This is a genomic window from Microbacterium sp. FW305-3-2-15-F-LB2 (genome assembly GCF_058787255.1).
Map to the genome: position 1 here is coordinate 1,945,078 of NZ_JBYSZO010000001.1, position 11,255 is coordinate 1,956,332.

11 protein-coding genes are annotated in these 11,255 nt (G+C 68.7%); 5 read left to right on the plus strand and 6 right to left on the minus strand.

The window, feature by feature from the left end; translation table 11 throughout:
• Positions 1-14: 14 nt before the first annotated feature.
• Positions 15-641 (minus strand): flavin reductase family protein, encoded by a 627-nt coding sequence (locus AC3WLZ_RS09480; RefSeq protein ID WP_412924724.1) that lies wholly within the window; start codon positions 639-641, stop codon positions 15-17.
• Positions 634-1,722, minus strand: coding sequence for a DUF1989 domain-containing protein (locus AC3WLZ_RS09485; RefSeq protein WP_492469853.1), 1,089 nt, complete (start codon positions 1,720-1,722; stop codon positions 634-636). Before AC3WLZ_RS09485 ends, AC3WLZ_RS09480 begins: the two co-directional genes overlap by 8 nt.
• A 138-nt stretch (positions 1,723-1,860) precedes the next feature.
• On the opposite strand from AC3WLZ_RS09485, the gene AC3WLZ_RS09490 reads away from it, so the two are divergent.
• Entirely contained in the window at positions 1,861-2,562 is a 702-nt protein-coding gene (locus AC3WLZ_RS09490; RefSeq protein ID WP_412924726.1) for a GntR family transcriptional regulator, read from the plus strand.
• Between the two features lie 31 nt (positions 2,563-2,593).
• On the opposite strand, the gene AC3WLZ_RS09495 is transcribed toward AC3WLZ_RS09490, so the two are convergent.
• Positions 2,594-3,013 (minus strand): hypothetical protein, encoded by a 420-nt coding sequence (locus AC3WLZ_RS09495; protein ID WP_412924727.1) that lies wholly within the window; start codon positions 3,011-3,013, stop codon positions 2,594-2,596.
• Positions 3,014-3,230: 217 nt separating this feature from the next.
• On the opposite strand from AC3WLZ_RS09495, the gene AC3WLZ_RS09500 reads away from it, so the two are divergent.
• Positions 3,231-5,522, plus strand: a complete 2,292-nt coding sequence (locus AC3WLZ_RS09500) for a molybdopterin-dependent oxidoreductase (protein ID WP_492469854.1) — start codon at positions 3,231-3,233, stop codon at positions 5,520-5,522.
• A gap of 3 nt (positions 5,523-5,525) precedes the next feature.
• Here the strand turns inward: AC3WLZ_RS09500 and AC3WLZ_RS09505 are convergent, their stop codons facing one another.
• The 3 genes from AC3WLZ_RS09505 to AC3WLZ_RS09515 form a co-directional block, all read right to left on the minus strand.
• Entirely contained in the window at positions 5,526-6,203 is a 678-nt protein-coding gene (locus AC3WLZ_RS09505) for a DUF6766 family protein (RefSeq protein WP_492469855.1), read from the minus strand.
• Between the two features lie 345 nt (positions 6,204-6,548).
• Entirely contained in the window at positions 6,549-7,670 is a 1,122-nt protein-coding gene (locus AC3WLZ_RS09510; protein ID WP_492469856.1) for an NAD(P)-binding domain-containing protein, read from the minus strand.
• Between the two features lie 44 nt (positions 7,671-7,714).
• Positions 7,715-8,191, minus strand: a complete 477-nt coding sequence (locus tag AC3WLZ_RS09515; protein WP_412924731.1) for a MarR family winged helix-turn-helix transcriptional regulator — start codon at positions 8,189-8,191, stop codon at positions 7,715-7,717.
• 150 nt (positions 8,192-8,341) lie between these two features.
• Here AC3WLZ_RS09515 and AC3WLZ_RS09520 point away from each other — a divergent pair, with 150 nt between their 5' ends.
• The 3 genes from AC3WLZ_RS09520 to AC3WLZ_RS09530 are packed head-to-tail and all read left to right on the plus strand — an operon-like array spanning position 8,342 to position 11,226.
• A complete protein-coding gene (locus AC3WLZ_RS09520) occupies positions 8,342-9,457 on the plus strand; it encodes an LLM class flavin-dependent oxidoreductase (RefSeq protein WP_412924732.1) in 1,116 nt (371 codons plus the stop codon).
• A 36-nt stretch (positions 9,458-9,493) separates the two neighbouring features.
• Positions 9,494-10,570 (plus strand): LLM class flavin-dependent oxidoreductase, encoded by a 1,077-nt coding sequence (locus tag AC3WLZ_RS09525; RefSeq protein ID WP_492469857.1) that lies wholly within the window; start codon positions 9,494-9,496, stop codon positions 10,568-10,570.
• On the plus strand, positions 10,567-11,226 hold the full coding sequence (locus AC3WLZ_RS09530) for an NADPH-dependent F420 reductase (RefSeq protein WP_412924734.1): 660 nt from the start codon (positions 10,567-10,569) through the stop codon (positions 11,224-11,226). Before AC3WLZ_RS09525 ends, AC3WLZ_RS09530 begins: the two co-directional genes overlap by 4 nt.
• The last annotated feature ends 29 nt before the right edge of the window (positions 11,227-11,255 follow it).

Here is an 11,255-nt window from a genome sequence, read left to right on the forward strand (position 1 = left end):
GGATCGGGTGGGGCTCAGAGCGAATCGATGTCGGTGACAGGGTCACCGGTCAGGGTGAAGCGGTCGGTCGTGGTGGTGTAGAAGCTCGCGCCGAAGCGGGCGACGGGGGCGTAGTCCGTCAGTCGCACCCGCATCCGTGATCGGTCGACGAGACCGGGACGAGTGCGCAGGCGTTGAACGCGTCCGAAGTAGATCTCTCGGCTCGGGATCTCCATGCGCGACCACAGCACGCACTCGAGGGCGACCGGGGCTTCGGCGATCACCGGTGGAGAGACGGATGCCGCGGGCACGGTCACGATGCCCCGGTGGGCGAGCTCGTCGACGCCGGGCGGGTGCCGCACGCTCGTGGCATCCATCGCCTCCGTCAGCGGGCGGTCGACCAGATGGACGATGAACTCCCCCGTCGCGTCGATATTCACCGCCGTGTCCTTGCGTTCACCTCCGGGCAGTCGGTCGATGCTGACCATGAGCAGCGGCGGGTCCTCGCCGACCATCGCGAACATCGAGAACGGTGCGGCGTTGGGGACGCCGGTCGGCCCGAGGGTCGTGACCCAGGCGATGGGTCGCGGGACGATGAGCGACGCCATGAGCTTGTACCGCTCGTACGGGGTGAGCATGTCGAGATCGTCGACCTCATGCATGGCTCTGCACCCACCAGCTGAGGAGGATGTCGCGCAGCGCCGCCTCATCGTCGTCGCCGTACAAATCGCGGCGAGCGTGGGTCCTCAGGAGCGCTGCGTCGGAGTCGGAGAGATCGATCTCGATGTCTTCGACGGTGACCGGCGTCCGCGGGAACCGCGGTTCGTATGCAAGGTCGCGCTCGAGGCGCCGCTCCGTGCGGATCCGGGGCTGGGCGAAGTCGGCCGGCGTGCGCTGCGAACGGTGCACCCACAGGGGTGGGACGCGAGCCAGGTCATCCGCGGCGGCGTCGGAGACGGTCACGTCCAGGGGTCGTAGCGAGTAGTTGCTCGTGCGGAAGATGTCGTTCCCGCAGACGTTCGGAACCGCGAGAACGTCCATCAGGGCGAGGATCTCCACGAACGCCCCAGACGGCGTGTGCTGGTGGACCACCTCGATGGAGCCGTCCTCGTTCACGCGTGTCGCCATGAACAGGTTGAACGAGTCGTGCACGTCGTCGGGGGTCAGTCCGTATTCGCGCTGCGCTTCGGCCTGCATGTCGGCGCAGTTCGTGTGGTCCTCGAAGCCGAACAGGGACTCGTACATCGCCGCACTGCACCGCGGGAACAAGGTGTCGTTCAGCCCCGCCGGGTCGGAGAGGAGGAACATCATGGCCCGCTCACGGGGCGGTGCCGACCACAGGAACGCGCCCTCGCCCGGGTGGATGCCGTGCAGGGTGCGCGTGCGTCCGACGTGCATCGCTTCGCGGTAGTCGTGCAGGGCGAACACGTTGAGGTCCGCGCATTGGTCGCCATCGACCTGCGACACGCGCAGGATCTGTCCGGCGCGGACCTCGAAGGCCTTTCCCGTCCCCGGCAGCAGGCGATGCTCCTGCCGCAGCACTCGCTCATCCCCCGGTGTGAAAGCCAGTTCGTCGCGCCAGGCGCGTTCGGCGGGCGCTGGTCCGGGCAGGGGGCGGGAGATGACGAAGCCGGCTGTCTCGCGCAGGGCAAGACGCACGAGGTCAGGGACATCCCGCGCCTCACCGGCGAGAATGGATCGATCGAGCAACTCCCGTTGCTGCGAGGTGAGGGTGACGTACATCGCCTCCGCCTTTCTGTATACAAAATCAGTTGTATTCCGTATACGGGTCGCGGACATTTCGCGGACGGGTCGATCACGTTTCACAGTGCATGGTGGATGAACACGCACAGCGATCGACGCCTCGTATACAGTTGCGGCATGACTGTGGAGACAGGATCCGCCTCCGAATTACCCGCTGATCGTGCGGAACGCGCCTACTCCTCGCTCCGGGCCGCCATCATCGAGGGCGCTCTCACTCCGGGCACGAAGCTCGGCGAAGAGACACTGGCCGCTCACTACGGCGTCAGCCGGACCCTCGTGCGTACGGTGCTCGCGCGCCTCGTGCGCGACGGGCTGGTCGCCTCTCCCCACGGGCGATCGGCGGAGGTGGCGCATCCCACCCTCGACGAGGCCCGTGATGCGTTCGTCGTGCGGCGTGCGCTGGAACGCGAAGCCGTGCTCCGCGTCGGCGCGCGATGGGACGACGGCATCCATGATCGACTCCGTGTCCACGTTCAGGCGGAACGTGAGGCTTGGGCCGACCGACGCAGCGCTGCGTCCGCGCGATTCGGTGGAGAGTTCCACATCCTGCTGGCGCGCGAGAGCGGCAACGGGCTGCTCGAGCGCTACATGTCCGAGGTGATCTCGCGAACCGCTCTGATCCTGAGGATCTACGGTCGCGACATCGACCAGGGAGCCTCGATCGACGAGCATGACGAACTCATCGCGCTCCTCGCCGCGGGGCACGTCGACCGTGCCGCCGACCACGTGACCCACCACCTGGACGAGGTCGAGCGCAAGACCCTGCGCGCCGACCCGCCGGCAGGCGACCCGCTGCTCGCCGTTCTGTCGCGCTACTGAGAGATACGGGCGCCTCTGCCGCCCGGGTCGCTCACGGAGCGACGACCGAAAGCGTGAACGCGATCTCCCGGCCGTCCGGACCGGTGAGCTTTGCCTGCGTCGAGCCGATCTTGCGCGCCTCGAACCCGGGGCGGAAGGTCGCGCCTTCGTCGGAGCCTCCCGCCGAGAACTCCGCGATCGCCGGGTCCGTCGTCGTTCCGGTCCACTGGTCCTCGGTGCCGTCATCGACCGCGATCACGAGCGCGGTGCCGACGACGACGGCCACATCGGTGCCGTCGAGCTCGCCGGGTGACACGATCGTGGGCGGCAACGCCTGCAAGCCTCCCGCGGTACTCGGGGTGGGCGACGATGACACACCCGCGGGCTGAGCCCCGTCGCCGGAGGCCGTGCAGCCGGCGGTGGCCAGCACAACCGCGACGAGCGCTGCCAGGGCGAGGGACGAGCGAGCCACGGGGACCTTCTCTCGGGTCAAGGCAAGAGGCGGATGCCGATTCGGATGCTATCGCGCACCATTCTCCCGCGCCGTCAGGCGCGGCCGCGAGATGCCGCACGGCACCCTGTGCCCTATTGACGCGTCCCGGTCGCGGGACCCCTCGCATCCCGGATGCCGATGACCTCCCGTTGCAGCCGGAGTGCGCGCGACGACTCGGGTCGGCGAACATGGTGCGGTGACGCGAACACAGCAGAGCAGCGCCCATTGGGGCACGTTCGAGGTCGAGGTGTCGGATGACGGGCGTACCGTCCTGGACACGCGACCCTACGCAGACGACCCGGATGCCGCGCCCGCGATCCGCGGAGTCGCGGAGGGGCTCCGTCACCCGTCGCGAGTCACCCGGCCGGCGATTCGTCGCCGGTGGCTCGAGAACGGCCCCGGCCCGGATCCTCGCCGCGGCGACCCCGACGACGAGTACGTCGAGGTGGAGTGGGACGAGGCTCTCGACCTCCTCGCCGCAGAGCTGGGGCGGGTGCGATCGACGCACGGCAACCGTGCCATCTTCGGGGGCTCCTACGGATGGGGAAGCGCGGGACGCCTCCATCACGCGCAGAGCCAGTTGCACCGGTTCCTCAACGCCATCGGCGGATACACCCGATCGATCAACGACTACAGCCGGGGCGCCAGCCTCGTGCTGCTCCCCCACCTCATCGGGCCGATCGGCATGCGCGAACTGCGCAACCGGCCGCCGTCCTGGGGGCACATCGCCGAGCACACCGACCTCCTGCTCGCTTTCGGAGGTCTTCGGCAGTCGAACACGTGGGTGGTGCCGGGCGGCCACGATCGCCACGTGGCCTCCCGGCTGGCACGCTCCGCCGCGGCTGACACGCGAATCGTCACCGTCTCGGCCCAGCGCGACGACGCCCTCGCCGAACTCGGCGCCGAGTGGGTCGGCATCCGCCCGGGAGCCGACACCGCTCTGCTGCTCGCCCTGACGCACACGCTGGTGGCAGAGGGACTCGCGGATGACGCGTTCCTCGCGACCCACACCGTGGGCGCCGATCGCGTGCGGGCCTACCTCAGCGGCGAGACGGACGGCGTCGAGAAGACGCCGGAATGGGCCGAGGACCTCAGCGGCGTGCCCGCCCCGACGATCCGCGATCTCGCTCGGCGGGCGGCCGCGGGACGCACGCTCGTCAACGTGACGTATTCCCTGCAGCGAGCCGAACACGGCGAGCAAGCGGTGTTCGCCGCACTGACGTTCGCGGCTTTCCTCGGGCAGATCGGCCTTCCCGGGGGCGGATTCACGCACGGGTACGGCTCGATGGGCGACTACGGGGTCGGAGTCGCTCCGGTGCCGCTGCCCACCTTCTCTCAGGGCACCAATGCCGTTCCCGACTTCATCCCGTGCGCGCGTATCAGCGACCTCCTGCTGCGGCCGAACGCGACGATCCCGTACGACGGGGGGACGCTGGCGTTGCCGGACATCCGGCTCGTCTACTGGGCGGGCGGCAACCCCTTCCACCACCACCAAGACCTGCGGCGTCTGCGCCGGGCCGTGGCGAGCGTCGACACGCTCGTCGTCAACGAATTCCACTGGACGCCAACCGCTCGCCACGCCGACATCGTCCTGCCCGCCGCCACCGGACTCGAGCGCGACGACCTGGCGGCCGGCGCGGGCGACACGCGCCTTCGTGCGATGCCGCGTGCGGTCGGACCCGTCGGCGAGGCACGCGAAGAGTTCTGGATCTACGACGAGCTCGCGAAGCGCCTGGATGCCGACTACGCCGAAGGCCTCGACAGCCGCGAGTGGCTGGAGAGGATCTACGACGAGTGGCGGCAACGCCCCGATACCCCGGACGCTCCCCCGTTCGCCGAATTCTGGCGCGACGGCGGCACGCCTCTCCCCCAGCACCACTACCGCGATGGCGCCTTCACCGACTTCCGCGCCGATCCCGTCGCGAACCCGCTCGATACCCCCAGCGGACGCATCGAGCTGTTCTCCGACACCCTCGACGGTTTCGGGCTCGCCGACACCGCGGGGCACGCGGTCTGGATCGACACCGCGGAAGAGCCCGGCTCGCCCTACGACCTGCAGCTGCTCTGTACTCAGCCGTCGCACCGCCTCCACAGCCAGCTCGACATGGCCTCCCCCAGCCGTTCGACGAAGGTCGCCGGTCGCGAGCCGATCCGACTGCACCCCTCGGATGCCACGGCACGCGGCCTGACCGACGGTGACATCGCGATCGTGCGCAGCGCCCAGGGCAGCCTGCTCGCGGGCGTCGTGACCACCGACACCCTCCTGCCCGGCGTCGCGAGAATGCACACGGGAGCCTGGTACGACCCCAGCGCGCCGGAGACCGCCGACTGCATCAACGGCAACGTCAACGTGCTGACGAAGGACATCGGCACCTCGCAGCTCACACAGGCGTCGAGCGGGGCTCGGGTAGCGGTGTCGATCATGCGGTACGACGGGGAGGTTCCGCCGGTGCGCGCGTACGACGGGCCGCGGCTGGCATCCCGCTAGTTGTCACTCGGATTCCACCGAGCTCGTGTGGTGCGGCGTGCCCACGGGCTTGGATTCGCTGGATCCGCGTTGACGGAGATATATCGAGAACGCAATCATCGCGCCCACCGCGAGGAATTCCGACTGCCAGTTCTGCAGCGTGCGATTCCAGAACTCCGGGGATGCCACGTACTGCAGCCACGTCTCGGGTGGCATCCCGTGCAGCGCGTTCTGCTCGTTCGCCACGGTCGTCCCGCCGAGGGATTGCGCGAACCAGGACAGCAGGAATATCGCGCCCATCACGAGGAGGAGCGAGTTCGAGTACACCCAACCCGCAGCGCCACCCACGCGGGCCCAACTCGGTGAGTCGGGTCGCGCGTGCGAACCGACCAACTGCTCCGCATCGGTCCCCACGCCTTCGTCTCCCGGATTCTTGGATTCCGGCGATCCTCGCTGCACGAGCCAGATCGTGGCGAGGATGAAGAGGAAGAACTGGAGGAACTCCGATTGCCAGTTCTCCGCGACGTCGACGAGGAAGTCCGACGACGTCACGAAGTCCCAGTAGCCGATCGGAGCGAGGTTGTGGAGCTGGAGTTCCTCGTTGTTGTTGGCGAAGCCTGCGAAGGATTGGCCGATGAGCGCGGCCAGGAAGATTGCCAGGAAGACGATGCTCAATCCCTGATCGCGAAGGAAGCGGCCCACGGTCACCGCCCCGCCAGCGGGAGCACGATCATCACAGCGAGCCCGACGATGACGATACCCATCCACGCCCAGAACATCGCGCGCATTCCGGCGGTTCCCGACGCGCCCTGTCGTGCATTCATTGCCGTTCCGCTACCTCTCCGCTCGCCCTCGCCGCGGCCCGCGAAGCGCAGGCGGAACACACGAGGACGGCACGCCCGCCACGATGCACCGAGCCCGGCAGTGGCGCATCCCCCTTGCCCGCCCGGCGACGGCATGGCAGAGAACGTCACCTCCCCGCCCGGCTCACGGACACGCACCCGCGGTCGAACGGCGATGCGGCGAGCAACGCACCGTATTCGCGGGTCAGGTAGCCGAAGGGACCGACAGGAGGCGTTTGCGCAGAACACGTACCGCGTCGCGTCCGGCGCGATTGGCGCCGACCGTGGACTGAGACGGGCCGAATCCGATGAGGTGCACACGCGGCTCATCGGCGACCTGCGTTCCGACCATGCGGATCCCACCACGCTCGTTGCGCAGACCGAGGGGATCCAGATGGCGTAGGTCGGCCCGGAACCCGGTCGCCCACAGAATCGCATCCACGGGGGTGAAGGAGCCGTCCGCTTCCCGCACCCCCTCGGGCTCGATGGCCGTGAACATCGGGCGACGGGCGAGCGCACCGCGTTCCTTCGCGGCGACGGCGTACGGCAGCCACGCGAGCTGCGTGTAGGACACGACGCTGCCGGTAGGGTTGCCCGCCTCGACGTCCGCGACGACCCGCGCGATGGTCTCCCGCCCCTCGACCTCCTGGGTGAAGCCGCTGTCGCGGAACACCGGCTCGCGGCGGGTGTACCAGAACACCGTGGCGACGCGGGAGATCTCCTCCAGCTGCTGCAGAGCCGAGATCCCGCCCCCGACGACCGCGACACGCTCACCCGCGAACTCGCCGAGAGCCACATAGTCGCGGGTGTGCAGCTGGCGACCCCGGAACGTCTCCTGCCCCGGATAGTGCGGCAGCACCGGGTTGTTCCACGTTCCCGTGGCGTTGATGACCGCCCGGGTACGCCACACCCCGGCGCTGGACTCTACGAGCAGATCGCCGTCCGGGTCGGCGTTGGCGTAGCGCACCGTGGATACGGTGACCGGTCGCAGGATCGGCGGCTGCAGCGCCGATTCATATGCCGCGAAGTACGCCGGAACCGCCTCGCGGCTCGGCGTCGAGTCGTCCACCACAGGCTTCGGCTGGCCGGGCAGGTCGAAGATGCCATTGACCGTGGCCATGGTCAACGTTGCCCACCGATGCCGCCACGCCCCGCCCGGCCCGGATTCGGCATCCAGGACCACGAACGTTGGTGCCGTCGGGTCGTGCGGGGTTCCGAGAGCGCTGACGAAGCCGACCCGGGCGGGGTGGTAGGCGGCCGACAGCCCGGCCTGGCCCCCACCGATCACGACGACCGTCGCGGGACGCTCCTCAACGACATGTTCCATGCGGCATCCCATCTCGGGGGTTCTCGGAAAGTAGCGACCCGAGGTCAGCCACGGGACTCCAGGCCGAGGTGCTCACGCAGCCGCGCCGTGAGGACGTCGATTCGCGCGAGGTCGTCGGTGTCGAACGCATCGATGAACACCTCGCGCACGGCGCGAAGGTGGGGCACCGATCCCGCGCGGAAGGCGCTCGCCCCCGCGTCGGTGAGCGAGACGACCGCGCCGCGGCTGTCGTCCGCGAACGCGTCACGGCGGATGAGTCCGCGCTTCTCCATCCGGCCGAGGTGGTGCGAGAGCCGGCTGCGCTCCCACCCCATGTGTTCGGCCAGCTCGGACGAACGCAGGTGACGACCGCGAGCTTCGCTGAGGGCGAGCATCACCGAGTAGTCGCCGGAGGACAGCCCCGACTCGGACTGCATCCGACCGCCGAGCAACGATCGCAGCGCGTCCGCCGTCTCGACGTAGTCGCGCCAGATGCGCAACTCCTCCTTGGTCGGCAAGGCGCGATGTGCCGTTCGGGTCACCTCTGCACCTCCTTTTATTGACGCATCAATCATACCGGGGCATGATTGACGCGTCAATCATCACCCGATTCCCGCCGGTCCGCACGGGAATACCCCGACCGCGACGGCGTTCACTATTGACATATCAATCACTTTGATGGGGAGAAATGCATGGCTGCCGCCGATCCCGCCCGACTCCAGTTGGGGCTGAACTCGTTCGGAGAGGTCGCGACCGACGCCGAGCGCGTCCTGTCCGACGGTGAGACGCTGCGTTTGCTCATCGAGGAGGCGCAGCTCGCCGAATCCGTCGGGCTCGACATCTTCAGCGTGGGTGAGCACTACCGTGAGGGACAGGTTGACTCCGCGACCCCGGTTCTGCTCGCGGCCGCCGCGCAGGCGACAACCACCATCCGCCTCGGCTCGTCCGTCACGGTGCTCTCGACGCAGGACCCCGTGCGGCTGTACCAGCAGTTCGCGACCGTCGATGGCATCGCGGGCGGTCGGACGGAGATCGTGCTGGGGCGGGCCTCAGCGATCGAGTCCTTCGCGCTGTTCGGATACGAGATCGCGGATTACGAGGGGATCTTCGAGGAGAAGCTCGAACTCTTCGTCCGCCTTCTTCGCCAGGATCGCGTCACCTGGTCGGGCAGGTACCGTCCCGCGCTGAACGACGTCCGACTCCATCCCCGGATGCCGGACGGGGGTATTCCGACCTGGGTGGGAATCGGCGGGAGCCCGGACTCGGTCGTGCGGGCCGCACGGCACGGGCTTCCTCTCATGATGGCGATCATCGGCGGGCGGCCCGAGCGATTCGCCGGGCACGCGGAGCTGTACCTGCGCGCGCTGGAGAAGTACGGCCATCCCGAACTGCCCATCGCGCAGCACTCCCTCGGCCTCCTCGCCGACACTGATGACGAAGCGAAAGAGCTGTACTGGACGTACTGGGAGCCGGTCGTGACCGCGATGAGCAAGGAGCGCGGCTTCTACCCGCCCACGCGCGAACGCTACGCGGAGGAGATTGCGACGGGAGCCCTCTACGTGGGCTCGGCCGACACCGTTGCGCGCAAGATCGCGGCCGTCGTCCGTGCCAACCACCTCTCCCGGTTCGACCTGAAGTACGACCTGCTGCACATGCCGCGCGACGTCCGCGCGCACAGCATCCGCCTCTTCGGCGAGCAGGTCGCGCCGCGCGTACGGCAGATACTCGCCGCCGACCCCGGCGACTGGAAGCCCACCGGCCGTGCCCCGGCCGAGATCGTCAAGGGGGGCAAGGCCGTCCACGCCTGAGTCCCGACCTCACGAACCACACAAGGAGAAACCCCTATGTCCGACTTCTCGAAGCTCGAGTTCGGCATCGACACGTTCGGCGACGTGCCGATCGACGACGCCGGCAACCGCGTGACCTACGGCGAGGCCATTCGGGCCACCCTCCGTGAGGCGATCCTCGCCGACGAACTGGGCATCGACGTGATCGCGCTTGGCGAGCACCACCGTCCCGAGTACGCCATCAGCACGCCCGAGACCGTCCTCGCCGGAATTGCGACCGCGACCGACAGGATTCGGCTGGCCTCCGGTGTCACGGTGTTGTCCTCCGACGATCCTGTACGCGTGTTCCAGCGCTTCGCCACCGTCGACGCTCTGTCCGACGGGCGCGCGGAGGTCATTCTGGGCCGCGGCTCCTTCACCGAATCCTTCCCGCTGTTCGGTTACGACCTCAGCGACTACGAGGTGCTCTTCGAGGAGAAGATCGACCTCTTCCACAAGTTGTTGGATGAGAAGCCCGTCACGTGGGAGGGCACGACGCGTGCCGCACTGACGGATGCCGATGTGTTCCCCAAGACCGACTCCGGCCGTCTGAAGACGTGGGTCGGTGTCGGCGGGTCGCCGCAGTCCGTCATCCGTACCGCGCACTACGGCTTCCGGCTCATGCTCGCCATCATTGGCGGAGCGCCCGAACGCTTCGCCCCATACGTCGACCTCTACCGGCGCGCGACCGACCAATTCGGAACCACCGCGTATCCGGTCGGGATGCACTCCCCCGGCTTCATCGCCGAAACGGACGAGGAAGCGCGGCGGCAGTTCTACCCCGGGTACAAGGAGATCCGCGACCGGATCGGAGGCCTCCGCGGATGGCCGCCTCTGGAGCGCGCGGAGTTCGACGCCGACATCGAACACGGCTCCCTGTACGTCGGCTCACCCGAGACCGTGGCCCGCAAGATGGCGGACGCGATCCGGACGCTCGACGTCGGCCGCTTCGATCTCGTCTACACCGCCGGCGGCGCGATGCCGATGAGCGCACGCCTGCGGGCCGTTGAGCTCTACGCGAAGCGCGTCATCCCGCGCGTGCGCGAGCTCCTCGCCGAGACACCGGCACCCGCCGGCGCGGCGTTCCGTCGATGAGCGCGACCGATTCCGGCACGCGGCCGACACTTGGCATTCTCGGCGCCGGGAAAGTCGGAACGGTCCTCGCGCGCCTCGCCGTCGCCGCCGGATACCGTGTGCTCGTCGCGGGCTCCGGCGACCCGGAGCAGATCGCCCTCACGATCGAGGTCCTGGTTCCGGGTGCCACCGCCGTCAGCCCCGAGGATGCCGCCCGTGAGGCGGACGTGATCATCCTCGCGCTTCCGCTGCGGAAGTACCGCAGCATCCCGGTCGCCTCGCTGCGCGGAAAGCTCGTCATCGACGCCATGAATCACTGGTGGGAGGTCGACGGCGCGCGGGACGACTTCCTCGATCCGGACATCTCCTCCAGCGAAGCCGTCGCCGAGTTCCTCGCCGGCGCTCACGTCGTGAAGGCCTTCAACCACATGGGATACCACGACCTCGAGGAGCAGGCCCGCCCCGCCGCAGCGCCCGGCCGAAAGGCGATCGCCATCGCCGGCGACGATCCGGTCGACACGGGCGCGGCGGCGAAGCTGGTCGATGCACTGGGGTTCGACCCCGTCATCCTCGAGAACCTCGACGCGGGCCGCCGCCTCGAGCCGGGCACGCCCGCCTTCGGGGCGAACATGACGCGCGAGAAGCTCCTCGGGCTCGTGAAACCGGACGGCGCTTGACAGCTGCACGGGGGGCGGTCGTCCACGGG

Coding starts and splice junctions, on each gene's coding strand:
- AC3WLZ_RS09480 (WP_412924724.1), bottom strand. CDS start 641: ATGCATGAGGTCGACGATCTCGACATGCTCACCCCGTACGAGCGGTAC.
- AC3WLZ_RS09485 (WP_492469853.1), bottom strand. CDS start 1,722: ATGTACGTCACCCTCACCTCGCAGCAACGGGAGTTGCTCGATCGATCC.
- AC3WLZ_RS09490 (WP_412924726.1), top strand. CDS start 1,861: ATGACTGTGGAGACAGGATCCGCCTCCGAATTACCCGCTGATCGTGCG.
- AC3WLZ_RS09510 (WP_492469856.1), bottom strand. CDS start 7,670: ATGGAACATGTCGTTGAGGAGCGTCCCGCGACGGTCGTCGTGATCGGT.
- AC3WLZ_RS09520 (WP_412924732.1), top strand. CDS start 8,342: ATGGCTGCCGCCGATCCCGCCCGACTCCAGTTGGGGCTGAACTCGTTC.
- AC3WLZ_RS09525 (WP_492469857.1), top strand. CDS start 9,494: ATGTCCGACTTCTCGAAGCTCGAGTTCGGCATCGACACGTTCGGCGAC.
- AC3WLZ_RS09530 (WP_412924734.1), top strand. CDS start 10,567: ATGAGCGCGACCGATTCCGGCACGCGGCCGACACTTGGCATTCTCGGC.